This is a genomic window from Fodinicurvata fenggangensis DSM 21160 (assembly GCF_000686045.1).
GTDB classification, from domain to species: Bacteria; Pseudomonadota; Alphaproteobacteria; order Kiloniellales; family DSM-21159; genus Fodinicurvata; species Fodinicurvata fenggangensis.
This window is the reverse complement of the sequence record NZ_JMLV01000001.1, coordinates 339,265-364,167: the sequence shown is the minus strand read 5'-3', so window position 1 is coordinate 364,167 and position 24,903 is coordinate 339,265. Positions and strand designations below refer to the sequence as shown.

The window sequence follows — 24,903 nt, the reverse complement described above, 5'->3', positions numbered from 1 at the left end:
TCTTTAAGCCATGAAGACGGATGCCTTCAAGGAATCGTTGCAGTGAAGCAACAGTCTATTTCGCTCCCTTTACGATGTCGATTTCCAGATCATTGATCTTCTTGCGCAGCGTGTTCCGGTTCAATCCCAGAACCTTGGCCGCCTTGATCTGGTTGCCACGCGTTGCTTCCAGTGTCAGCTCTATCAAGGGCCGTTCGATCTCGCGCAGAACACGATCATAAAGCCCGGAAGCCGGCAGTTCTTCGGCATGGGCATCGAAATACTCCCTGAGCACCTGCTCCACGACACCACCCAGTGACCTGGAAGTCGCAGGTTGTGTGCTTTCGGACACGACCAGTTCACTGAGTTCGGAACGCACGATCTCGGCCGTTATGACATCCTGGCTGTAAAGTGCCATCAGGCGGCTGACGAAATTCTCAAGCTCGCGCACATTGCCAGGCCACTTATGGGACTTCAGAAGCTCCATGCCCTCCGCTTCGATTGCCTTGGCGGTCAGCCCCTGCCTTTCCGCTTCCTGCATGAAATGATGCACGAGTTCGGGGATATCCTCTCTGCGTTCGCGAAGCGACGGCAACCGTATAGGCACCACATTCAAGCGATAGAACAGGTCATCACGAAACAGGCCGCCACGAACCATCTGGCGCAAGTCGCGATGGGTCGCCGCAATGATACGGACATTGGCGCGAATGGGGGTGCGTCCGCCCACGGTCGTGTATTCGCCTTCCTGCAGAACCCGAAGCAGGCGTGTCTGGGCTTCAAGCGGCATGTCACCAATCTCGTCCAGAAACAGCGTGCCCCCCGAAGCCTGTTCGAAACGACCGGCAGAGCGTGTGGTGGCGCCCGTAAAGGCGCCTTTCTCATGGCCGAACAGCTCGCTTTCAATCAGTTCCCTGGGGATGGCCGCCATGTTGACGGGCACAAAGGCGGCATGACTGCGCTTTCCGTAATCATGCAACGCACGCGCAACCAACTCCTTGCCGGTACCGGACTCGCCATAGATCATGGCGGTCAGGTCCGTGCTCATCAGGCGAGCAACGATGCGATAGACTTCCTGCATGGCCGGAGAACGCCCGATAAGCGGCAGGTCTTCTTCAGCCTGGCCATCACCTTCGGACAGTGCAGAGGCCGCCCGCGGCTCTGTCAGGGCGCGGTCGACAACCTGGACCAATTCCCGCAGGTCAAAGGGTTTCGGAAGGTACTCAAAGGCGCCCCTTTCCGTGGCCTTAACGGCCGTCAGCAGGGTTTTCTGCGCACTCATCACGAGGATGCGCAGATCGGGCCTGAGCTTCTTGATCCTTGGGATGAGATCCAGTCCGTTCTCATCCGGCATGACAACATCGGTGATAACCAGATCACCCTCGCCCGCTTCGACCCATTGCCAGAGGGACGCAGCTGTCCCAGTCGAGCGAACCTCATAGCCTTCCCGACCCAACGCCTGGGTGATCACGGTCCTGATGGCACGGTCATCGTCCGCGACCAGTACCGTTGCCTTGGTCATGATCCGGCCTCCTGTGTATCGGCCATGGGCAGCATCATGCGAAAGAGGGTCCGTCGCGGTTCGCTGTCGACCTCGATCATGCCGCCATGATCATCGACGATCTTTGCCACCAGGGCCAAACCCAATCCCTTGCCCCCTGGTTTGCTGGTCACAAAGGGGTCGAACAGGTTCGATTTCAAGTCTTCGGAAATTCCCGGTCCATTATCCTGGACCCCCACCATCAAAGGCAGGTCCACGCGCGCCTCACCTCCGGGCAGGGCCAATCTCACGCCCTGTTGATAGCCTGTGCGCAACTGGATTTCAGGAGCAACAGGATCTGCAGCTTCGGCTGCATTCTTGACCAGGTTCAGCAGGGCCTGGATAAGCAAATCCCTGTTCCCGAGGACCGGAGGGAGCGAGGGATCGTATCTTTCGACAAAACGCACCCGATCGGCAAAACCGTTCTCTGCCAGACGACGGACATGCCCCAGCACTTCGTGAATGTTCACGGGTTTGCGCTCGATCGGCTTCTGGCTGGAAAACATCTCCATGCGATCCACGAGACCGACAATCCGGTCGGATTCCTCGCAGATAAGACGTGTCAGTTCGCGATCTTCTTCGGCTACCGAACTTTCCAGCAGCTGTGCAGCTCCCCGGATGCCGGACAGGGGATTCTTGACCTCGTGCGCCAACATGGCAGCCATGGCAGTCACAGAGCGCGCTGCATTGCGGTGAACCTGCTGGTCCTCCATGCGACGGGCCATCGAGCGTACGGAGAGGCAGACCACGACCGCCCCTGGCTTTTCAGGTATGGGCGACAGTTCCGCCGCAACCAGATGCGTGCCAATTCGGGGCGATTCCAGAGTGATATCTGTTTCGGAAACGGAATATCCACGGCTGCGAACCTGCTCTGCCAGACTGAGCAAGGGACTGTCTGAAGGTAAAACAGAAGTAATGAACTGGCCCGTCAATACAGCCGCCGAGGTGGCCAGCAATTGTTCCGCGGCCAAGTTTACCGAGGCTACGCGATTGTCTGGCTCCAGGACGAGGACCGGAAGAGCGAGTGCACCCAAAACAGCCGAAGAATCCAATCGCTCTTCACCTTGGCACTTTTCCTCCTCTGTACTGCTACGAGCCATCAGGCAGCCATTGCCTCCATATTGTCCGCAAAAACCTGACGGATCTCCGCATGCACCTGGGAAGGCTCTGACATCTTGTTGATCCGCTCGCGGCAGCTGTTGGCACCGCGCAAGCCATGAAGGGACCAAGCAATATGCTTGCGCGCAATGCGAACACCCTGCTGCTGACCATAATGGGACAGGAGTGCATCATAATGAGCCAACAGGGACTCCTGACGTGTCTCCAGGTCAGGCTCCGTTCTGTAGCTCCCGGTTCGCAGGTAGTCCTGTATTCGGCTGATCAGCCAGGGGCGGCCACAGGTGGCGCGGCCGACCATGACCCCCTGTGCGCCAGATTTTTCCAGGGCAAGACCGGCGTCCTCGGGGCTAGCGACATCCCCGTTCACGATCACAGGCAACCGAGTGGCACGCACCACCTCGTTTACAGCCTGCCAATCGGCTTCACCGTTATAGAGCTGACACCGCGTCCGTCCATGAACGGTTATCAACTTGATCCCGCAGGATTCTGCTATGCGAGCCAGATTCGGGGCATTGCGATTCTCATCATCCCACCCCAGACGCATCTTGAGCGTCACCGGGACATTCACGGCTTCAACGACAGCCGAGAGAATATCCCCCGCCAGTTTTTCATCGCGCATCAACGCGGACCCTGCCAGCTTGTTCACCACTTTCTTGACGGGGCAGCCAAAATTTATGTCGATCAGGGCGGCCCCCCGATCCTGGTTCAAGCGCGCGGCTTCTGCCATTGTTGCCGGATCGCATCCGGCCAATTGAACCGCCATCGGGCTTTCCTCATCGCATCCCGTGGCCATTTTCATTGATTGCCGCGTCTGGCGAATCATCGCCTCACTGGCGATCATTTCCGAAAAGACCAGGCCGCAGCCCCACTGTCGCACCAGCCGCCTGAATGGCTGGTCCGATATCCCGGACATGGGCGCCAGGAAAACCGGATCCTGAAGGGTTATGTCGCCGATGGAAATGCTCATTGGTTAGGCATTAGTTCCCTGTGCCTAAAAACTAAGCGGGTTGATAGGCATTCAGCTTCCATCTGTACAGATGAATCTGAGCTTAAGCTGTTCACGTCAGCAGGACACCGCTGACAAACTTCACGCCTGGATAAGCCAAGCTCAGCAGAAGATATCCCACCAGGACCCACCGGCCGGCACGGCGCCCCCTGAACCCGGCATACCATTGCAGGTAAATTACAATCGCAATCAGTGCAAAGGCTGCAAGCGAGAAGAGTGTCTTGTGATTTGAATCCAGCAGGTAACCACTATTAATATATTGTAGGGCCATACCGCTAAGAATGCTCACTCCCAGCACAAGCTCGCCCGTTACGAGAAGGCGACGCTCAAGCCATTCGGCAACAGCCAGGGCTGGAAGCCGGTCGGAAAAGACCCCGGTCTGCTTCTTTTTCAGCCCGCGTTCCTGCAGGAAAACCGCCAAAGCAGAAACAGCCGCCAAGGTGGCAAAGGCATAAGCTCCCAATGCCCCGACAATGTGAACCAGCAACCAGGTTTCCAGATCGACCGAAGTACCGGCGCCGCCGTCAACCTGGTCGATCAAGAGTGCAAGCAAGGAAAGGCCCAACAGATATGGCAGCAACAGAACTGCCAGGCGTTCAGCCTCTCTTCGGCAGATACAAAGCAACAGGAAGATGAGAAGACTCGACGCAACCGAAACCCAAAGAGTAAAAGAAAAGCCGCTATCCCAGCCATCCGATACACGGAGGATCAGGTAGCAGGCTACTCCGCCAAGTGCGGCCAGCAACAGGACAAGGAACAGCAGGGAGCTGCCGGACTGCCCCCGGCGCCACGAAAGCAGGGTGGCCGGCAGCAGGGACAGGACTGCAACAGAAGAAATCAATGACAGGTTCGACATGATCGCCATTCATACAACATTCAAAGGCCCGTGCGACAGCCTGCAATCAAGGCGGGGCAAGAATAGAGGCCACATCTGATATGCCGACGATCGCCGTTCTTGTCGTCGCCGCCGGACGCGGAGCAAGACTGACCCAGGAAAGACCGAAACAGTACCTGCCCCTGGGCGCCTCAATGGTCCTGACACATACACTGCGTTGCTTTACCGAACACCCCGATATCGCACAGGTCCAGGTCGTCATTAACCCCAACGATCAAGACTTCTATGAACAGGCCAGCCTGGGGTTACCACTGCGTCCTGCCGTGGCAGGTGGAACAACGCGCCAGGAATCGGTGCGGGCCGGACTTGAGGCCTTGCGTGATCTGCACCCCGACATCGTGCTGATCCATGACGCAGCGCGCCCCTTTGTATCACGATCCCTGATCGAGCGCGTCCTGAAGGCTCTTACGCATCATGATGGCTGTATTCCCGTTGTGCCCGTGTCGGACACGCTGAAGCAGCGCAGTTCAACCAACACCTTGTCATCGGGGCCCGACCGAACAGGACTTGTTGCTGCCCAGACGCCGCAGGGCTTTGATTATTCGAAGATTTTGGCCGCTCACAACGACTGTGACACAAACAACCTTACCGACGATGCTGCCGTTGCCGATGCGGCCGGACTGACCGTCACTTCTGTCCAGGGAGATCCGGATAACTTCAAGATCACCCTTCCCGACGACCTGCAAAGAGCGGAAAAGATGGTTCATTCAAGCAGAGAGGTTAGGACTGGTTTCGGTTACGATGTGCATCGCTTCGGTCAAGGCACATCCGTGGTGCTTTGCGGTTGCAGCATTCCACACCCTTTCGGCCTCGTTGGTCATTCTGACGCGGATGTCGCCCTTCATGCCATAACGGATGCGCTGTTTGGTGCTCTGGGCGACGGAGATATCGGCAGCCACTTCCCACCCGATGATCCAAGATGGCGTTCTGCCAATTCTGCCTTGTTTCTTCAGGAAGCAGATCAACGCCTCAAGCATCGCAGTGGACGCTTGATTAACCTGGACCTGACCCTCATTTGTGAGACGCCCAAGATCGGTCCCTACAGAGACAGCATGCGCGCCAATCTCTCCCGCCTGCTCGGCATATCCGAATCACGAATCGGCCTGAAGGCAACCACGACCGAGAAGCTAGGCTTCACGGGCCGCAAAGAGGGAATTGCCGCTCAAGCAGTTACAACCATCGAACTGCCGGCAACGGCATGAAGGACATGACCCCTTCGAACAATCGACTTCGACAGCGAACGGCTCACTGCCTGGCGATCTGGTTTGGTGCAGGTCTGTTGCGCCCGGCCCCCGGCACCTGGGGATCGCTTTCTGCCCTTCCTCCTGCTGCCTTAATCGCCTGGCTTCTGGGTTGGCCTGGCCTGCTTGCAGGAACCTTGATCATTTTGGCCGTGGGTTTATGGGCGTCAGCACTCTACATGCGGGACACGGGGCGTCATGACCCCAAGGAAGTCGTCATTGACGAGGTTGCCGGACAATGGCTGGCCCTGTTACCGGTCGCCACCTATTGGGAGCTCTATCCAGCGGCTTTCCTGTTCTTTCGCTTCTTCGACATCGCAAAACCCTGGCCGGCCAGCTGGGCTGATCGGGACCTTCCTGGCAGCCTGGGGGTCATGACGGACGATATCTTTGCCGGTGGATACAGCCTGCTCGCCTGCCTGCTCCTTGTCCTGATTATTGGATATTAGCGGATGTTCGACAAAGATCTTATAGAGATGGCAGCAAAGCTTCTGGAGGACTGTCGGACACGCCAAATACGAATCACGACAGCCGAATCCTGTACAGGCGGATTGCTGGGAGGTCTCTTGACCGAGGCAGCTGGATCCTCAGATGTCGTCGACTGTGGCTTCATTGTCTATTCCAACACCGCAAAGGCACGCTTGTTGGGCGTAGATCCAGGCATAATAGAGAGCTGCGGGGCGGTCAGCCGTGAAACCGCACAGGCAATGGCCGAAGGGGCTCTGGACAATAGCCCCAATGCCCAACTGGCTGTCTCGATCACGGGCATCGCAGGACCTGGCGGCGGCAGCACGGAGAAACCGGTGGGCCTGGTTCACTTTGGTGTAGCGGGAAGCAAATTGAAAACAGAGACCACCCAGCAAGTCTTCCCGGGAAACCGCCAGGCTGTCAGACAGGCCAGCTTGAGACAGGCCCTCTCACTGCTTCAGGCTGCGGTTGCCAAGGCATGAAAGGCTATCACGAGCTTCACAGGGTCACACTTGCGGACACCCTGCTCTTGCTGATCGCTGTCCTGGCAAGTGTCCGATTTGTTCTGCCTTGGTTGCTACAGACTTTTTCCCAGGGCTTCAGAGCCCTTCCGGAATCGATGGAGCCACAGCTTCAGTTGGTGCTTGTCGGCTTCCTGCTCCAGTCCCTGGTTATCCTGTTGGTTCTGTTCCTCGTTATCATTCTTCGACGTGGCCTGTCCTTGAAGGCCCTGGGCTTTGTGCCCAGCAGTCAGAGCTGGATTCTGCGTGGCGTCCTGCTCGCAATTGCAGCCATTCCAGCTGTCGCTGTCGTGAACATCATTGTAAGCAGCTTCAAGGGCGCACCGCTGGAAAATCCACAGATGGATCTTCTGAACCCGGGTGAATTGAGTGCGGGTCCAGTTCTCCTGACCCTGTTCGCCGCTGGTCTTGTCGCCCCCATTGTCGAGGAAGTCGTCTTTCGCGGCTTTTTCTACGGTTGGCTGAGAACGCGCTATGGGCAGGCCTTGTCCATGGTCGTCAGTGCCGGCCTCTTCTCGCTGCTGCACGGAATAGCCATCCTGATCCCCGCCCTCTTCGTGGTCGGTCTCATGCTGTCCTGGATCTACGAGAAAAGCAAATCACTTTGGCCTGCTATCGTGATGCACAGTGCCTTCAACTGCATCATGCTGGGACTGCTCTACATGGCGCTGTTCAGCGGTGCGGCCTGATAGCTATCAGCCGTAAAGCTCTTTTGCGCGTGACTCGAATGCAGCAACCATCCTGCGGACCGCTTCATTGAACAGTGGCTGCATGACGCGCTGAAGCAGGCGTGAACGAAACTCGAAATCGACATAGAAATCGATCAGGCAACCCTCTTCATCGGGAATAAACTTCCAGTGATTGTTCAGGTACTTGAAGGGGCCTTCAACATAGTTGACATCGATCGTCAGGTTTTCGGGGTCTTCCTCGTGCAGTTCCACGCGGCTGGTGAATCGCTCACGCAGCATTTTGAAACCAATCACCAGATCGGCGTAGATGACATTGTCTTCATGTGATTTGATCCGTGCGGCCAGGCACCAGGGCAGAAATTCCGGATAGCTTTTGACATCCGCCACCAGGTCAAACAGCTGACGCGACGTGTAAGGCACTTTCCGTTTTTCCGCATGAACGGGCATGAAGGCGCTATCCGGGTCAATCAGTGTCCAGGGAACAGCTCGGGACTACAGTGAGTAGGGCAAAGCCCTTCATTATCGGCCTGGCTGCATCAGGGTTTTAGATTCAAGGCTAGGCAGAAAGCGCAAGACGTTCTTCTCGTGCCTTCCGCAAACGTTGGAAATCTTCATCGGCATGATAGGAGCTGCGTGTCAGAGGAGAGGCCGAAACCAACAGGAAGCCCTTGTTGTAGGCACGACGCTCATACTCGGCGAACTCATCGGGCGTAACGAAACGATCAATCGGGTGATGCTTCGCTGTCGGTTGCAGGTACTGCCCGATTGTCAGAAAATCCACATCAGCCGAGCGCAGGTCGTCCATGACCTGCAGGACTTCATCACGTCCCTCACCCAGGCCAACCATGATGCCGGACTTGGTGAACATCGAGGGATCCAGCTGTTTGACCTTGTCCAACAAGCGGATGGAATGGAAATAACGCGCCCCCGGCCGAACTTCCGTGTATAACCGCGGCACCGTTTCCAGATTGTGGTTGAAAACGTCCGGTTTGGCAGCAACGACGACTTCCAAAGCATCATCCTTGCGCCTGAAATCGGGGGTCAGGATCTCGATTGTCGTACCTGGCGACGCCTCGCGAATGGCCTGAATGGTGTCCGCGAAATGCTGGGCTCCCCCATCCTCGAGGTCGTCCCTGTCCACGGATGTGATCACGACGTGCTCAAGACCCAATTTCTTCACGGCCGCTGCCACATTAAAGGGCTCAAGCGGATTCAAGTTGTCGGGCCGGCCGGTCGCAATGTTGCAGAAACTGCAGGCGCGCGTACAGATTTCGCCCATGATCATCATGGTGGCGTGCTTCTTGGCCCAGCATTCACCAATGTTCGGGCAAGCCGCTTCCTCGCAGACCGTGGTGAGTTTGTGCTCACGGACAATCTGGCGCGTTTCGTTGTACGCCTTGGAGGTCGGCGCTTTCACGCGCAGCCATTCCGGCTTGCGCCTTTGGACCGGATTGTCCGGCTTGTGCGCCTTCTCGGGGTGACGTTCGCGGGACTTGGTTTCCAATTCAGACATGTCTCTAGAAGTGGATGGCTTGACCGTAAGCGTCAAGCACACTCTCGTGCATCATTTCGGAGAGCGTTGGATGCGGGAAAATGCTGTGCATCAGTTCCTGCTCCGTCGTCTCCAGGTTCATGGCCACAACGTAACCCTGGATCAGCTCTGTAACCTCGGCCCCTACCATATGAGCCCCCAGCAACTGTCCGGTCTTCTTATCGAAGACGGTTTTCACCATACCCTCTGTCTCGCCAAGAGCAATGGCCTTGCCATTGCCGATGAAAGGGAAATGACCGACTTTGACCTCGTGTCCTGCCTCTTTCGCCTGAGCCTCGGTCAAACCGACACTGGCAATCTGTGGCTGGCAATAGGTGCAACCGGGAATCAGGTTCTTGTCCATGGAATGCGGATTGTTTCCGGCAATCTTCTCGACACAGATGACCCCTTCATGGCTGGCCTTGTGCGCCAGCATGGGTGGGCCCGCAACATCGCCAATGGCATAAACGCCAGGTTCGTCAGTGGCACCAAAGCCATCCGTCTTGATAAGCCCTCGATCGGTTTTGACCTTGGTATTATCGAGCCCGAGATTCTCGATGTTGCCCTGCACGCCGGCAGCGGAGATCACGCGATCAACCTTGATCTTCTGCGACTTGCCCTTTTCATCCTCGACGGTACAGGTCACCTCGTCCTTGCCCTTGTCCGCTTTCGTGACCTTCGCGCCGGTCAGGATCTTGATGCCCTGCTTTTCAAGCTGCTTGCGTGCAAACGCCGAGATTTCTGCGTCTTCAACCGGAAGGATCTCGGGCAACATCTCCACCACGGTCACCTCTGCGCCCATGGTGCGGTAGAAGCTTGCAAACTCGATTCCAATGGCACCCGAGCCAATGACAAGCAGGGATTTCGGCATGGTTTCGGGAACCATAGCTTCGAAATAAGTCCAGATCAGTTTCTTGTCCGGCTCTATGCCCGGCAGCACCCTGGGACGAGCCCCGGTTGCAAGAATGATATGCTTGGCCTGGAAATCACCAACCTTCTTGCCATCCTTGTTGACGTTGACCTTGCCCTTACCAGCCAATTGTCCCTCACCGTCTATGACAGTGACCTTGTTCTTCTTCAGCAGGTGCCCGACACCGCTGTTGAGCTGTTTCGAGACATCGCGAGAACGCTTGACGACCTTGGCAATGTCAAACCCGACCTTTTCGGCCGACAGACCGAAGTCCCCGGCATGATTCATGTACCCGTAAAGTTCCGACGTCCGCAGAAGCGCCTTTGTGGGAATGCAGCCCCAGTTCAAGCAAATTCCGCCCAGGTGCTCGCGTTCCACCACGGCTGCCTTCATGCCTAGCTGGGCAGCACGAATGGCGGCAACATATCCACCCGGCCCACTGCCAATGACGATCAGGTCATAAGAGTTTTCCGCCACGGCTTTATCCTTTCTGCCTCAGAGCAGCATTGTCATGGGGTCTTCGATCAGCTTCTTGAAAGCGGACAGGAACTCCGCCCCTACTGCACCATCGACTGCGCGGTGGTCCACGGAAAGCGTACAGCTCATGACCGTTGCGATGGCAAGCGCCCCATCCTTGACCACAGGACGTTGCTCGCCGGCCCCGATGGCCAGGATACAGCCCTGTGGCGGGTTGATGACGGCATCAAAGTGCTTGACGCCGTACATACCAAGGTTGGAAATCGAGAAGGTGCCGCCCTGGTACTCTTCGGGCTTCAACTTGTTGTCACGTGCCTTCTGAGCCAGCTCCTTAGCTTCGCGCGCAATGCTCGAAAGTCCCTTTGCACCGGCATTCTTGATGATCGGCGTGATCAGGCCGGCAGGTGTGGCCACGGCCATGGAGATATCGGCCTGATCGTAATAGAGCATGCCCGACTCGTCATAGGAGGCATTGGCCGCCGGAACCTTCTGCAGGGCCAGAGCAACCGCACGGATAACGAAGTCATTGACCGAAATCTTGCCGTCTTCGTTCTTCTCGTTCAGTTCCTTGCGCACTTTCAGCAAGGCATCCAGTTCGCAATCGATGGTCAGGTAGAAATGCGGCACCGTCTGCTTGGATTCCGTCAAGCGGCGCGCAATGGTCTTTCGCATACCCGAAAGGGGTTCCTGCTGATAGGACAGGCCGAGCATATCGGCCATCTCCTTGGCCCCCGGACCAGCAGCTGCCGCGGGTGCTGGCGCTGCAGGCGAAGCGGCCTCCGTCGAAGGTGCGGCCTTCGCCTTCCCGGCCCCGGTCTCCAGGGCCTTTTCGATATCCGCTTTAACGATCCGCCCATTGGGCCCGGATCCCTTGAGTTGCGCCAGGTCGAGCCCTGCCTGTTCGGCCATGCGCCGTGCCAGGGGGCTGGCAAAGATCCGCCCGCCCTTGTCCGCGCTCTTTTCCTGAGCCGCCTTCTTCTGGGAAGCGGGCTCCGGCGCCTGCTTGTCTTCGCTGCGGTCACCCTTGGCTTCTGACTTGGAGGCGTCCTGCTGCTCTTCTTCCGCCTGCGAGGATTTCGACGTTTCCTGTCCACCGGACTGCTGGGCTTCCTGCACGGCGCCCTCCAGGGCCGATTTATCCTCGCCCTCGTCCAGAAGGATGGCGATAACAGCGTTCACGGCAACGTTCTCAGTACCGTCCTGCACCAGAATCTTGCCCAAGGTGCCTTCATCGACCGCTTCGACCTCCATGGTCGCCTTGTCGGTCTCGATCTCGGCAAGCACATCTCCTGCCGAAACCTCATCCCCTTCCTTCTTGTGCCATTTGGCAAGCGTGCCTTCCGTCATCGTTGGCGAAAGCGCCGGCATGAGTATGTTCGTAGGCATTTCCTGGTCTTCCCTTCTGGCCCGATATCAGCGATAGCACACACCCTTGGCCGCATCGAAGATGACTCCGGATTGCGGCAGGGCCAGTTTCTCGAGATTTGCAGCATAGGGCAGCGGCACATCCGCGCCTGTTACCCTGACGACGGGTGCATCCAGCCAATCGAAGGCCTCTTCCATCATGATGGCGGCGACCTCAGATCCCATGCCCGCAACCGGCCAACCCTCTTCGGCCGACACAATGCGATTTGTTTTCTGGACCGACTTCACGATGGTCTGCGTATCCAGAGGCCGGAGCGTCCGAAGGTCGATGACTTCAGCCTCCAGCCCTTCTTCCTCCGACAAACGCTCTGCGGCTTCCAGCGCGCGCCCGACCATGATCGAAAAGGCGACAATCGTGACATCGCTGCCTTCGCGCACCACCTTGGCCTTGCCAATGGGAACGGTCCAATCGTCACTCTTTGGCACTTCGAAGGACTGGCCATAGAGAATCTCGTTCTCCAGGAACACAACGGGGTTCGGGTCACGGATCGCAGACTTCAAAAGCCCCTTGGCATCACCAGCCGACCAGGGGGAGACCACTTTCAGGCCCGGTATGTGTGCATACCAACTGACGTAACACTGGGAATGCTGGGCGGCCACACGCGAGGCCGCTCCGTTGGGACCGCGAAACACGACAGGATTCTCTATCTGCCCCCCGGACATATAGAGTGTCTTGGCGGCCGAGTTTATGATCTGGTCCATGGCCTGCATGGCAAAATTGAAAGTCATGAACTCGATGACCGGGCGCATGCCATACATGGCTGCACCAACCCCCAGGCCAGTGAAGCCATGCTCGGTAATCGGCGTGTCGATCACCCGCTTGGGGCCGAATTCGGCCAGCAGGTTCTGGGTGACCTTATAGGCCCCTTCGTACTCCGCAATTTCCTCACCGAGCAGGAAAACGCGATCGTCCTGACGCATTTCCTCTGCCATGGCATCGCGCAGAGCCTCACGCACCGTCTGCTTTTCTGTTGGACCGTCCCATTCGGGTTCCGCTTGGGGGGCTTCCTCCCGCCTGGGCTGTGCAGGTGCTTTCTGATCTGAGTCCTCATCAGAGGTTTCAGACTCTTCAGCTGCAGTCTCGCCCTCGGCTGACTCTTTCTTGGCAGCTCCGCCTGCAGTTGCCTGCTCAAGCGCAGACTCGTCCTCGCCCTCATCCAGCAGCAGGGCAATGACGTCATTCACCGCGACGTTGTCCGTACCTTCAGCAACCAGAATCTTACCGAGCGTTCCTTCATCGACCGCTTCGACCTCCATGGTCGCCTTATCGGTTTCGATTTCCGCCAGGACGTCGCCGGCCGAAACCTCGTCACCTTCATTCTTGAGCCATTTGGCCAGCTTGCCTTCCGTCATCGTCGGGGAAAGAGCTGGCATCAGAATCTCTGTGGGCATGTTATCGCTCCGGAAATGCTCTGCCGGGCCGCCGACAGCGGCCGCGTTCCTGTTTATTCAGCCGCTGCAGCTTCGATGTAGACATCCGTCCAGAGCTCAGAGGGATCGGGTTCCTCACTGTTCTGGGCGAATTCGGCAGCCTCGCCGACGACCTCCTTGACCTTCTTGTCGATCTCCTTGAGGTCGGCCTCCGAAACGATTTCGTCCTCTAGCATGACCGTGCGCAGTCTCTCGATCGGATCCTGCTCCGTGCGCATTCGCTGGACTTCTTCCTTGGAACGGTATTTCGCCGGATCGGACATGGAGTGCCCACGATAGCGATAGGTTAGCATCTCCATAATGTAGGGGCCCTTTCCGGACCGGACATGTTCCAGAACTTTTTCGCTGGCTGCCTTGACAGCAAGCACGTCCATTCCATCCACCTGGACTCCCGGAATACCGTAAGCCTGTCCACGATGGTAGAGTTCTGTGGACTTGGCGGAAGAACGCTCGATTGAAGTCCCCATGCCGTACTTGTTGTTCTCGATCACGTAAACGACAGGGATCTTCCATAGCGCCGCCATGTTGAAGGATTCATAGACTTGACCCTGGTTGAGGGCACCATCACCAAGATAGGTGACACAGACGCCATCCTCTCCGGCATAGTTCATGGCAAATCCGATGCCGGTTCCAATCGGAACCTGAGCACCGACAATTCCGTGCCCACCGTAGAACTTCTTGTTGCGGCTGAACATATGCATCGAGCCGCCCTTGCCCTTGGAGTAACCAGTGCGACGGCCTGTCAGCTCCGCCATCACACCCTTGGGATCCATACCGGTTGCAAGCATGTGGCCATGATCGCGGTAAGAGGTCACCACGGCGTCTTCATCGCCCTGAGCAGCCTGCATGCCAACCACTACGGCCTCCTGGCCGATATAGAGATGGCAGAAGCCGCCGATCAGGCCCATGCCATACATCTGCCCGGCCTTCTCCTCGAAGCGTCGGATCAGAAGCATCTCTTCGTAGAGATTGAGAAGGCTCTCCTTGCTTTCCTTCTTCGCAAGGCCGGCCTGGCGCGAAACACCGCCCTTCTGGGAGCTGCGGGCTGTGGTCGATTTCTTCCGGGGAGATTTGCTCTGGGTACTCTTGCTGCTCTTGCTTCCTGAATCGGAGGAGGAAGCGGACGTCGTTGATTTACGCCCTTGTGATGCGCGGGTGGCCATTTGCGTTTCCCCTTGGTCGCCTTTTGTCAGGGAGCTGTCTTTCAAGCCTCTTTCAGACCAAGGTAGGGCGAAAGATTGCCAGAGGCAAGTTATTCATCAAGGTATTGAAAAGTGGATATATTATTGCTTTTAACCGATAAACAGTTAATTGGCGTCTGTACGTGTACGCCCGTCTGGCAGGTATATGACCACTTCATCATCGCGTAAGTAGTTCAGGACACTACGCGCTCTTTCCTCAAGCATGTCAGGGTCAAGGCTGCCTGGCTTCAGCAATGATACCTTGTGTTCCCAGGATGCTCTTCGCTCAGAAAGATCCTGAGCGACGGCCTCCGTCTCATCAAGTTGCTGCGTTAGCTGCAGATAGGCAAGAAGGCCTCGATCCCCCTGTATTGCATGGAAAACGAAATAGACCACGACACAGGCGGCCAACACCTGCGGCGCCACCTGTCTTATGCGGTCACGTATTTCGTTCAGAACAGCCATACAGTGATCGAATCACGCGACGACTCGGTCGTCAAAAGGAAAATGCGATTAAATGCATTTCCCTTTGTGACCTGTGACCAGAAAGACTCGAAACCCTCTACGAAGGGCGCTGTACCCAGGGACGCGTACTGCGCGCCAAGTGTATCAGCGGAAAACGCTTTTCCCGGGAAAGCGCGCTTGATGCCCCAGTTCTTCCTCGATCCGAATCAACTGGTTGTACTTGGCTAAGCGATCAGAGCGTGACAGCGAGCCCGTCTTGATCTGCCCGCAATTGGTTGCAACAGCCAAGTCGGCGATGGTCGTGTCTTCGGTCTCACCCGAACGATGCGACATGACGGCCCCGAAGCCGTGCCGCATTGCGGTATCAACGCAATCGAGCGTTTCCGTAAGGGTCCCAATCTGGTTGACCTTCACGAGGATGGCGTTTCCAGCGCCATCCTGAATTCCCTGTTTCAGGCGACGTGTGTTTGTCACAAAAAGATCGTCGCCGACGAGCTGGACCTGATCGCCGATCTGCTCGGTCAGCAAGCGCCAGCCCTCCCAATCGTCTTCGGCCATGCCATCCTCTATGGAGACGATGGGATAGGATTCGACCAGTTCCTTCATGTAATCAACCATTTCAGAGGCACCAAGGCGCCGTCCTTCCCCGGTCAAATTGTAACCACCCTTCTCGAAAAACTCCGTCGCTGCACAATCCAGAGCCAGCACCACATCTTCGCCCGGCTTATAACCGGCCTGCTCGATCGATGCAGTGATGAAATCCAGAGCTTCACGGCTAGAGCGAAGGCCTGGAGCAAAACCGCCTTCATCCCCGACATTCGTATTGTGCCCCGCCCGCTTCAATGCGGCCTTGAGTGCCTGAAAGACCTCGGCACCGATACGAATGGCTTCACGAATGCCATCAGCACCGACGGGCGCGATCATGAACTCCTGAAAGTCTATCGGATTGTCGGCATGCGCTCCGCCATTGACAATGTTCATCAAGGGCACCGGCAGGTTCGATGCGTAGGCCCCGCCAACATAACGATAGAGAGGGAGCCCGCTGTCTTGCGCGGCTGCCTTGGACGTTGCCAATGAAACACCCAGGATGGCATTGGCGCCAAGGCGCGCTTTATTCTCGGTCCCGTCGAGCGCAATCATGGTAGTGTCGATTTCAGCCTGATTGCTGGCATCCAGGCCGGACAGAGCATCAAATATCTCGTGATTGACGGCATTCACGGCATTCTGAACGCCCTTTCCGAGATAACGAGCGCTGTCAGAATCACGCAGCTCCACAGCCTCGTGAGCCCCCGTCGAGGCCCCGGAAGGCACGGCAGCGCGCCCAAAGGCCCCCGTTTCCAACAGCACATCAACTTCCACGGTCGGGGTGCCACGGGAATCCAGGATCTCGCGGGCATGAATATCGGTAATGGCGCTCATGATTGTCCTCTGGGTAACTGTGTCGACTGCAGCGACAGGAAAGCACTGGCAGAATGGTTCAGGTCAGTTCGACGGGATTGTCCTTGGCCAGCTTATCAAAGGCAACAAGAGTTTCCAGCAGTCCGCGGAAGTCTTTCAGATGGACCATGTTCGGTCCGTCGCTCGGTGCGTTGTCCGGATCCTGGTGCACTTCCATGAAGACCGCCGAAACCCCGACAGCCACCGCTGCGCGGGCGAGAACGGGAACGAATTCCCTTTGGCCACCCGAGGTCCCGCCCTGACCGCCTGGCTGTTGAACCGAATGCGTGGCATCGAAAACGATCGGACAGCCGGTCTGGCTCGCCATGATCGGCAAGCCGCGCATATCCGAAACAAGTGTATTATAGCCAAAGGAAACGCCGCGTTCCGTCAGGAGCACACGGTCATTGCCGACGGCGCGGATCTTCTCGGCAACATTGCGCATGTCCCAGGGCGCAAGGAATTGACCCTTTTTGACATTCACAGCACAGCCGGTTTCCGCTGCAGCAACGAGCAAGTCGGTCTGTCGGCAAAGAAAGGCCGGTATCTGCAAGACATCAACTGTTTCCCCGACAGGGGCACACTGCGAAGCATCGTGCACATCCGTCAGTACGGGACAGCCAAGCGTTTCCCGGACCTCCGCCAGGATCGGCAGGCCATCCGCCATGCCGACACCCCTGTTGGACTTCAGGCTCGTGCGGTTGGCCTTGTCAAAGGACGACTTGTAGATCAGGCCCACACCAAGAGAATCTGTGATTTCCTTGAGTGCCTGGCTCATTTCCAGGGCATGTGCACGGCTTTCCATGGCACAGGGGCCGGCAATGACTGCCAGGGGACGATCATTTGCAATGTTCAGGTCGCCTATGGAAACAGTAATTGGCGCAGACATATCGCTTTGGTCCTTTCCGCCTACATGAGGCGCGATTGCTCGACAGCCGCCTTGATATAGGATGTAAAGAGCGGGTGCGGGTCGAAAGGTTTCGACTTCAGTTCAGGGTGGAATTGAACGCCTATAAACCAGGGATGGCTCGGCAACTCGACGATTTCCGGAAGACTTCCATCCGGTGATAACCCGGAAAAGACCAGTCCGGTCTGCTCGAGAGCCTGCCTGTGATAGACGTTCACTTCGTATCGGTGCCTGTGGCGCTCGCTGATCTGCTGCACGCCGTAAATGCTTTCGACCTTGCTCCCCTCCTGCAGCACGGCTGGATAGGCGCCCAGACGCATGGTTCCGCCAAGATCGCCGGCGGCCGTACGCGTTTCAACCTCGTTTCCACGCAGCCATTCGGTCAGCAAGCCGACAATCGCAGGATCTGCATACCCGAATTCACTGGACCCAGCCTGGGGCATGTTGGCCATGTTGCGAGCGGACTCGATCACCGCCATTTGCATGCCGAGACAGATGCCGAAATAGGGCACCTTGTGCTCACGCGCAAAACGCACCGCTTCAATCTTGCCCTGCGTGCCGCGCTCGCCAAAACCGCCAGGAACCAGGATGCCGTTTACATCCTCCAGCTCATGAATGCGGCTCTTGTCCTCGAATATCTCGGCATCCAGCCATTTGATCTTCACGCGGACACGGTTGGCGATCCCGCCGTGAACCAATGCCTCATTCAGCGATTTATAGGCATCGATCAGGCTGGTGTATTTGCCGACAACACCGATCGAGATCTCGCCATCGGGGTGGCGCACCGTATCCGTAATCCGGTCCCAGATGGCCAGGTCGGGTTCCTTGTTATCCAGCCCGAAGTGACGACAAACAACCGTGTCCATGCCCTCCTCGTGGTAGGCACGTGGCACGGCATAGATCGTGTCAACGTCGAGCGCCTGGATGACGGCTTCCTCGCGAAGATTGCAGAACAGCGCCAGCTTGCGCCGTGCATCCCAGTCAATCTCGTGCTCGGAACGACAGACCAGTATATCTGGCTGAATGCCAACGGCCTGCAGTTCCTTCACGGAGTGCTGGCTGGGTTTTGTCTTCAATTCGCCGGCTGAAGCAATGTAGGGCACGAGGGTCAGGTGCATGTAAAGCGTACTGGACGAGCCCAACTCGTTGCCCAACTGCCTTATGGCTTCCAGGAAGGGCAGGCTTTCGATGTCACCTACGGTTCCCCCGATCTCGCAAATGATGAAATCTTCACCGTCGATATCGCTGCGGATGAACTCCTTGATCTCATCCGTCACATGGGGAATGACCTGAACCGTTGCGCCCAGATAGTCCCCTCGCCTCTCCTTCGCCAAGATGCGTGAATATATCTGACCGGTCGTCACGTTGTCCGTTCGCCGGGATGGCACGCCCGTGAAGCGTTCGTAGTGACCAAGATCCAGGTCTGTCTCCGCACCGTCATCGGTGACGTAGACTTCTCCATGCTGATAGGGGCTCATCGTGCCCGGATCCACATTCAGATAGGGATCGAGCTTGCGCAGGCGAACCTTGTATCCACGGGCTTGGAGCAACGCGCCAAGCGAAGCGGAAGCGAGACCTTTGCCGAGGGATGAAACCACGCCGCCGGTGATAAAAATAAACCGCGTCATGGGCCTTTACTATCTTCGCAATGGCCCTTCACGGCAAGGGCATATTGATCACCACTTGCCGGGGGCACTAACTGTTGAACTTTAAAGGATAACGCAACACCGAGGCCGCGTCGGATGACTGGTTGCGGCACCCCGGCCGCCACCAAAACGGAACCTACTGGATCGGAACACTCGGATCTGAAGAGCCGTCACCATCATCCCCCGATTGTCCGGAGGCATCACCTTCGCCGTCAGCAGCACCGCCATCCTGCAGGGTCGGCGTGTCGCTGTCCTCGTCGATGGTGTCAAGAATGGATGTTGGCTCGGTCTGAGTCCCAGCCAGAATGCTCAGGGTAATACTGGTTGCCATGAAACAGGCCGCAAGCACGGCTGTTGTGCGGCTAAGGAAGTTTGCGGATCCACGACCGGTCATGAAGCCGCCCATACCGCCGCTGGCGCCACCGCCGCCACCGCCTCCAATACCCAGTCCGCCGCCTTCGCTTTTCTGAAGCAAGACGACGCCGATCAGGGCCAGCACGATCAGGAGGTGTACGATCAACAGAATCTGCATCATGACGGAAAAGGGTCCATCAACTTGTGAAGCGGGTTTGGCTATGTGCGCGGGCAGCTATGTAACCTGTCAGGCCTGTGGTTTCTAGGGACAAGATGTAGCAATCGCCCAAAAATCTTCCAATTTCAGGCTCGCGCCCCCAACAAGCGCCCCATCCACATTGTCCAATGACAGCAATTTTGCTGCATTCTCCGGCTTGACAGACCCTCCGTATAGCACGCGAACCCCTTGAGCAAGGTCAGACCCGAAACATTCAGCCAAATAGCTGCGGATACCGGAATGCGCATCCGTCACATCCTGGACATCGGCAGACTTTCCAGTTCCGATCGCCCAGACAGGTTCGTAGGCAACCACCAGGCGCATTGCTTCTCGCCCGTCCAGTTCGGGCAAGCTGCCTTCCAACTGGGAGCGCAGAACAGCCTGAGTTTGTCCCTGCTCACGCTGGGACTCCGTCTCGCCAATACAGACAATGGGGGTCAGCCCGGCCTGAAGGGCCGCATTGGCCTTGGCACGCACGAGGTCATCGCTTTCGCCATGGTCCTGTCTACGTTCGGAATGACCCACAATCACATATTCACAGCCCAGGTCCATCAGCATCGCGGCACTGATATCTCCGGTATGAGCGCCTGATAGTTCCGGATGACAGTCTTGGCCGCCGAGTGCAATTCCAGTTCCCCCCAGAAAAGGACGAATCTGTGCCAGGAGCGTAAAGGGCGGGCATAGCAGCAACTCACAGGCCCGGCTTATCTCTCCGCCGTGTTCAATGTCGCGAAGCCTGCGGTCGACAATGCCCTCCGCCAAGCGAAGCCCTTCTTCGCTCAGGCCATTCATTTTCCAGTTACCGGCGATCAGCTTCTGCCTCATTGCAACTCCCCTGTGCTCTGATGTTGGTTGTCTAGCACGCTGCTCTTCCATTCACCAGAATATGGATATGATATTGCTCCATAGCTGCACCCTTTCTAAGATGCCGCGCCATTGCCGAGACTGTGGGGTCGGCATTCGATCATCAAACCTGGCCGTAACTGGAATCCTTATTCATGGGCAAACTGCGTGGCATCATCGCCAAGGTCTCTCTCTTCGTGCTTCTTGGACTGCTGATCCTGAGCTTTGCTCTCTGGGGTGTGGGAGACATCTTCCGCGGACAGCAAGAGCCTGACAACGTTGCTGTTGTTGGCGAGCGAGAAATTTCCAGCAACGCCTACCGTCAAGCCTTCATGCAGGCTTATGACCGGCAAAGGCAAGTCCTGGGGGAAGACTTCACGATCGAGATGGCCAGGCAGATCGGGCTGGACCGACAGGTGCTAGAACAGCTTATCGCCGATGAACTCTTGATTCAGCATGCCCGCAAGCTTGGCCTGGTCACCACGGAAGAACAGATTCGCGATGTAATCGTATCCACGCCCTCATTTCAGAACAGTGAGGGTGAATTCGACCGACTGCGCTTCCAGCAGCTCCTGCGCAACAACCAGATGAGTGAAGCACAACTGGTTGCATCATTGCGCCAGGACATCCCCGTCAACCAGATCACGTCGGCCCTTGCCGCGCCTCTGAAGGCGCCAGAAGCACTCAGTGAACAGATCAGGCAGTATCGCGAGGAACGTCGTATTGCCGATTACATCGTGATTCCCCGTGCAGACATGGATGACGTTGATCCCCCCGATGAAGAAACGCTGCGCAGTTTCTATGAAGAACGGCGCGATGACTTCATGGCGCCTGAATATCGACGGGTCTCCTACATCCACCTTTCGCCCGCTGACGTGCGGGAGACCGTGGGTGTCGATGAAGGCCGACTGCGCGAGGAATACCAGGCCAGAAAGGACGAGTTCAGCGTCGCGGAAGAACGCTCTGTCGAACAAGGCCTCTTCGATGACCAGGAAACCGCCCAGCAGGCCTATGAAGCAATACAGGCTGGAGAGAACTATTCGGACGTCATTGAGGAAACCAGCGGGGAAGCCCCCATCGAACTGGGATTTGTTCGCTCGGACGACCTGCCCGAGAGCCTTTCCGAAGACGTCTTTGAACTCGAACAGGATGAAATCACACCACCTCTGGAGAGTTCCTTTGGCTGGCACATCATTCGCGTGAAGGAAATTCGTGAAGGCGAGGAACCTGAGTTCGAGGAAGTTCGCGAGCGTCTGCGCGAGGAAGTCGTCGAATACGAGGCCGTTGAAGCAACGGTCAGCCTGGCAAACGAACTCGATGACCTGCTCGCAGGTGGCGCCCCCTTGGAGGAGGCCGCACAGGAAATGAACCTGGATGTAAAGGTTATCGAGGCTCTCGATTCCGAAGGGCGCGACCGGGAAGGCGAAACAATCGAGGGCCTGCCAGATCGCGAACGCTTTCTTTCCGAAGCCTTCAGCCTCTCGGAAGGCCAGGAAAGCCTGCTGATCGAAACCTCCTCTGGGGACAGCTACTTTGTCCTTCAGGTGGATGCGGTGGAAGATCCCGCTCCACGCCCCTTCGAGGAAATTTCCAATGAGATAGAGACTCTCTGGATTCGCGAGCAGCGCGAGGAGCAGGCCTATGCGCTTGCCGAAGAGTTGGAAGCACAGGTTGCCGAGGGTAAGTCGCTGGACACCATCGCAGAGGAAAACGGTGTTGAGACACAGGAAACAGACGCCCTGTTGCGCTCTGACGATGGCCCCTCCCGCGATCTCGTTTCACAACTCTTCTCGGCCGATGAAGGCGATGTTGTCCTTAGCCAGGGACCTCAAGGCCCCATCGTCGCCCGTTTGAAGGAAATCGTGCCGGCCGAAGCAGAAAGCGACGATGAGGAAAGTGGCACAGAACTTCAGACAGAATTGGAACAGGGCCTGGGTAATGATCTCGAAACGCTTTTCCGTCGCGGCCTGGAGAGCGACTATGAGGTTACAATCAACGAAGACCGGCTTCAGCGTGCCATTCCATCCTATTGATCCGTGAAGGAAATCCGTTCCATGCAGACCTATCCCGCGTTTGATGAATTCAGGACGAACCTGGAAACCGGGACACCGCAACTCGTTTGGACAACGCTTGTCACGGATCTCGAGACACCTGTTTCGGCATTCCTGAAGCTAGCAGACAGTCTGCCCTATTCCTTCCTGTTTGAATCCGTAGAGGGCGGATCCACAATAGGCCGGTACTCCTTCATTACCATGAAGCCGGACCTGATCTGGAGAGCCTACCGGGGCACATCGGAAATAAACCGCCAGGCGCTGGCCGAACCCGAGGCCTTCGAACAGGAAAGCGGCAATCCGCTGGAAAACCTGAAGCAGCTGGTCCGCGAATGCGAAGTCGACCTGCCCGAACATCTCCCTCCCATGGCCACCAGTCTGATCGGTTATGTCGGCTACGACATGGTGCGGTACATGGAAAAACTGCCGGACGAGAATCCCGATACCCTCGACCTGCCGGAATCCTTCTTTGTCAGACCCACAGTCACTGCCGTATTCGACCGTGTTGAGGATGTCGTTACGATCCTGACGCCTGTCTGGCCGGCAGAGGAGGTCAGTGCTGAAGAGGCCTATCAAAGGGCCATTCAACGCCTTCAGGCGATCATGGAAGATTTCGACAATCCGCTGAGTCGCAAGCCGGAACAGACGGACCTGCCCGCGGTCTCGCTGGATGTTGATGCCAACATCCCCAAAGAGCGCTATCTCGAAATGGTCGAGCAGGCGCGTGAATACATTGCGGCCGGGGATATCTATCAGGTCGTACTCGGTCAGCGCTTCTCGGTGCCCTTCGACCTTCCCGCCTTCTCGCTCTATCGAGCCTTGCGACGACTCAATCCCTCACCTTTCCTGTTTTACCTGAACTTCGGGGACTTTTCCCTGGTCGGCTCATCACCGGAAATACTGGTCAGACTGCGCGACGGAACCGTCACTATCCGCCCCCTTGCCGGAACGCGCAAACGTGGCGCAACACCTGCAGAAGACCGGGAGCTGGCAGAGGATTTGTTGAGCGATCCGAAGGAACGGGCAGAGCATCTGATGCTGCTCGACCTGGGACGCAATGACGTGGGACGGGTTTCCAAGATCGGGGCAGTCAAGGTTACCGAACAGTTCCAGATCGAATACTACAGCCATGTCATGCACATATCCTCGAATGTCGAGGGCCAGATTGCACCGGAGTATGATGCAATCGATGCTTTGATGGCCGGCTTCCCGGCCGGAACGGTCTCGGGTGCACCGAAAGTCCGTGCCATGGAGATCATTGAAGAACTGGAATCCGACCGCCGGGGCTTTTTTGCCGGTGCCATCGGTTATTTCGGCGCCAAGGGCTCCATGGACACCTGCATCGCCCTGAGAACGGCATTGGTCAAGAATAACCGCATGTATGTGCAGGCTGGAGCCGGTGTCGTTATCGATAGCGATCCTGAATCCGAGTATCAGGAATGCAGGAACAAGGCACGCGCCTTGATCCGTGCTGCCGAGGAAGCCTTGCGTTTTGCCCAGAAGAACTGAAGCGGAAAAGGCCTTGCCGGTTGCGCACAAAGGGGTGTGGGCTATATGACTGAAGCATGACCGAAGAGTTGCAAACGCCCCCCCTTGTCGAGAACGAATCCGGTCAGATTCGTCGAGTCGGTGTGGAGCTTGAATTCAGCAGTCTTTCCGCTTTGCGTTCGGCTGAATTGATTCAGACTCGCTTCGGTGGAGAGGTCATCAGTCACGACCCACATTACTTTCAGGTCAAGAATACAGAACTTGGCGATTTCGACTGCAAGCTGGATGTCCGCTATGCCCACCCTTCCGAAGAAAAGGAAGGGACGGCGAAAAGACTCCTGGGCGGCTTGGTCAAGGAAGAGAAACTCGATGATATGCTCCGGCGCACCGAAGCCTTCATCGGAGATCTGAGCGAAGGCTGGTTGCCGACGGAAATCGTAGGCCCCCCTATTCCCTATACCTGGATTCCGCAGATAGATGAATTGGTCGATGACCTGACGAAAGCAGGTGCCGAGGGCACGGAAAGTTCCTGGGCCTATGCTTTCGGCGTCCAGTTGAATCCCGAAGTCTCTCACAGTGATTCGGATTACCTTCTAAGGCACCTGCAGGCCTATTGTCTTCTGTCGGATTGGTTGCGCGAATCCATCAACATCGACGTCACGCGCCGTATCCTGCCTTTCGTTGATCGCTTTCCCCTGTCCTACATAAAGCTGATCCTGCAAAAGGATTATCAGCCATCGCGTGAAGAATTGATCGATGACTACATAGAGTACAATCCGACACGCAATCGAGAACTCGATATGCTGCCGCTCTTCCGCTTTCTGGACGAACAGCGGGTCATGAGCCAAATCACCAGCTCCCTGGTGAAAGCCAGGCCGACATTCCACTATCGGCTCCCTAACGCTTCGTTCAACAAACCGGGATGGAGCGTAACCGGCGAATGGAATCGCTGGCTGAAAGTCGAGAAGCTGGCTCATGCAAGAGACAGGCTTTCCGAAATGGCACTTGCCTTTCTGGACAACCAGAACAAGCTGTTTCACAACAACTGGGCCAAGATGTCGGCACAGTGGCTGGAGCCGTGAGCC

General features: G+C 56.9%; 23 protein-coding genes. 7 read left to right on the top strand and 16 right to left on the bottom strand.

The genetic code is table 11. From position 1 onward, the window contains the following. Positions 1–55: 55 nt before the first annotated feature. The 4 genes from ntrC to BP38_RS0101715 form a co-directional block, all read right to left on the bottom strand. Positions 56–1,498, bottom strand: a complete 1,443-nt coding sequence (ntrC, locus tag BP38_RS0101730; RefSeq protein WP_026986313.1) for a nitrogen regulation protein NR(I) — start codon at positions 1,496–1,498, stop codon at positions 56–58. Next, positions 1,495–2,616 (bottom strand): two-component system sensor histidine kinase NtrB, encoded by a 1,122-nt coding sequence (locus tag BP38_RS18495; protein WP_035723118.1) that lies wholly within the window; start codon positions 2,614–2,616, stop codon positions 1,495–1,497. Before BP38_RS18495 ends, ntrC begins: the two co-directional genes overlap by 4 nt. After that, a complete protein-coding gene (gene dusB / locus BP38_RS0101720; RefSeq protein WP_026986312.1) occupies positions 2,616–3,602 on the bottom strand; it encodes a tRNA dihydrouridine synthase DusB in 987 nt (328 codons plus the stop codon). The genes BP38_RS18495 and dusB overlap by 1 nt, the downstream gene beginning before the upstream one ends. Positions 3,603–3,693: 91 nt before the next feature. Continuing rightward, positions 3,694–4,386: a cytochrome C assembly family protein gene (locus BP38_RS0101715; RefSeq protein ID WP_162175103.1), complete on the bottom strand. Its 693-nt coding sequence runs from the start codon at positions 4,384–4,386 to the stop codon at positions 3,694–3,696. A 191-nt stretch (positions 4,387–4,577) separates the two neighbouring features. On the opposite strand from BP38_RS0101715, the gene BP38_RS0101710 reads away from it, so the two are divergent. The 4 genes from BP38_RS0101710 (at position 4,578) to BP38_RS0101695 (ending at position 7,455) form a co-directional block, all read left to right on the top strand. Further along, a complete protein-coding gene (locus BP38_RS0101710) occupies positions 4,578–5,738 on the top strand; it encodes a bifunctional 2-C-methyl-D-erythritol 4-phosphate cytidylyltransferase/2-C-methyl-D-erythritol 2,4-cyclodiphosphate synthase (protein ID WP_026986310.1) in 1,161 nt (386 codons plus the stop codon). A 5-nt stretch (positions 5,739–5,743) separates the two neighbouring features. After that, a complete protein-coding gene (locus tag BP38_RS0101705) occupies positions 5,744–6,226 on the top strand; it encodes a phosphatidylglycerophosphatase A family protein (RefSeq protein ID WP_051608905.1) in 483 nt (160 codons plus the stop codon). 3 nt (positions 6,227–6,229) lie between these two features. Next, positions 6,230–6,727, top strand: a complete 498-nt coding sequence (locus tag BP38_RS0101700) for a CinA family protein (protein WP_026986308.1) — start codon at positions 6,230–6,232, stop codon at positions 6,725–6,727. 137 nt (positions 6,728–6,864) lie between these two features. Beyond that, positions 6,865–7,455 (top strand): CPBP family intramembrane glutamic endopeptidase, encoded by a 591-nt coding sequence (locus tag BP38_RS0101695; RefSeq protein ID WP_162175102.1) that lies wholly within the window; start codon positions 6,865–6,867, stop codon positions 7,453–7,455. A gap of 6 nt (positions 7,456–7,461) precedes the next feature. Here the strand turns inward: BP38_RS0101695 and BP38_RS0101690 are convergent, their stop codons facing one another. The 12 genes from BP38_RS0101690 to tpiA form a co-directional block, all read right to left on the bottom strand. Next, positions 7,462–7,902: a type II toxin-antitoxin system RatA family toxin gene (locus BP38_RS0101690; protein WP_026986306.1), complete on the bottom strand. Its 441-nt coding sequence runs from the start codon at positions 7,900–7,902 to the stop codon at positions 7,462–7,464. A 109-nt stretch (positions 7,903–8,011) separates the two neighbouring features. Next, positions 8,012–8,968: a lipoyl synthase gene (lipA, locus tag BP38_RS0101685; protein ID WP_026986305.1), complete on the bottom strand. Its 957-nt coding sequence runs from the start codon at positions 8,966–8,968 to the stop codon at positions 8,012–8,014. Between the two features lie 4 nt (positions 8,969–8,972). Further along, positions 8,973–10,373, bottom strand: coding sequence for a dihydrolipoyl dehydrogenase (lpdA, locus tag BP38_RS0101680; protein WP_026986304.1), 1,401 nt, complete (start codon positions 10,371–10,373; stop codon positions 8,973–8,975). 18 nt (positions 10,374–10,391) lie between these two features. Further along, the gene (locus tag BP38_RS0101675; RefSeq protein ID WP_026986303.1) at positions 10,392–11,759 is read right to left on the bottom strand and encodes a pyruvate dehydrogenase complex dihydrolipoamide acetyltransferase; all 1,368 of its coding nucleotides are present in this window, start codon (positions 11,757–11,759) and stop codon (positions 10,392–10,394) included. Positions 11,760–11,786: 27 nt separating this feature from the next. Continuing rightward, entirely contained in the window at positions 11,787–13,190 is a 1,404-nt protein-coding gene (locus BP38_RS0101670) for a pyruvate dehydrogenase complex E1 component subunit beta (protein ID WP_026986302.1), read from the bottom strand. Positions 13,191–13,243: 53 nt separating this feature from the next. Then, positions 13,244–14,392, bottom strand: coding sequence for a pyruvate dehydrogenase (acetyl-transferring) E1 component subunit alpha (pdhA, locus tag BP38_RS18490; RefSeq protein ID WP_081816385.1), 1,149 nt, complete (start codon positions 14,390–14,392; stop codon positions 13,244–13,246). A 144-nt stretch (positions 14,393–14,536) separates the two neighbouring features. After that, on the bottom strand, positions 14,537–14,875 hold the full coding sequence (locus BP38_RS23285) for an FtsB family cell division protein (protein ID WP_026986301.1): 339 nt from the start codon (positions 14,873–14,875) through the stop codon (positions 14,537–14,539). Positions 14,876–15,019: 144 nt separating this feature from the next. Beyond that, positions 15,020–16,294, bottom strand: coding sequence for a phosphopyruvate hydratase (gene eno, locus BP38_RS0101655; RefSeq protein ID WP_026986300.1), 1,275 nt, complete (start codon positions 16,292–16,294; stop codon positions 15,020–15,022). 58 nt (positions 16,295–16,352) lie between these two features. Further along, the gene (gene kdsA / locus BP38_RS0101650) at positions 16,353–17,201 is read right to left on the bottom strand and encodes a 3-deoxy-8-phosphooctulonate synthase (RefSeq protein ID WP_026986299.1); all 849 of its coding nucleotides are present in this window, start codon (positions 17,199–17,201) and stop codon (positions 16,353–16,355) included. Between the two features lie 20 nt (positions 17,202–17,221). Beyond that, a complete protein-coding gene (gene pyrG, locus BP38_RS0101645; protein ID WP_026986298.1) occupies positions 17,222–18,847 on the bottom strand; it encodes a CTP synthase in 1,626 nt (541 codons plus the stop codon). 154 nt (positions 18,848–19,001) lie between these two features. Next, positions 19,002–19,400 (bottom strand): preprotein translocase subunit SecG, encoded by a 399-nt coding sequence (gene secG, locus BP38_RS0101640; RefSeq protein ID WP_026986297.1) that lies wholly within the window; start codon positions 19,398–19,400, stop codon positions 19,002–19,004. Positions 19,401–19,481: 81 nt separating this feature from the next. Further along, positions 19,482–20,261, bottom strand: coding sequence for a triose-phosphate isomerase (gene tpiA / locus BP38_RS0101635; RefSeq protein WP_026986296.1), 780 nt, complete (start codon positions 20,259–20,261; stop codon positions 19,482–19,484). Between the two features lie 173 nt (positions 20,262–20,434). Between tpiA and BP38_RS0101630 the strand changes: the two genes are divergently transcribed. Genes BP38_RS0101630 through BP38_RS0101620 form a run of 3 tightly spaced genes read left to right on the top strand, consistent with a single transcriptional unit; the run spans position 20,435 to position 24,900 of the window. Next, positions 20,435–22,312, top strand: coding sequence for a peptidylprolyl isomerase (locus BP38_RS0101630; RefSeq protein ID WP_026986295.1), 1,878 nt, complete (start codon positions 20,435–20,437; stop codon positions 22,310–22,312). A 21-nt stretch (positions 22,313–22,333) separates the two neighbouring features. After that, a complete protein-coding gene (gene trpE, locus BP38_RS0101625) occupies positions 22,334–23,839 on the top strand; it encodes an anthranilate synthase component I (RefSeq protein WP_026986294.1) in 1,506 nt (501 codons plus the stop codon). 56 nt (positions 23,840–23,895) lie between these two features. Beyond that, entirely contained in the window at positions 23,896–24,900 is a 1,005-nt protein-coding gene (locus BP38_RS0101620) for an amidoligase family protein (RefSeq protein ID WP_026986293.1), read from the top strand. Positions 24,901–24,903: the final 3 nt, after the last annotated feature.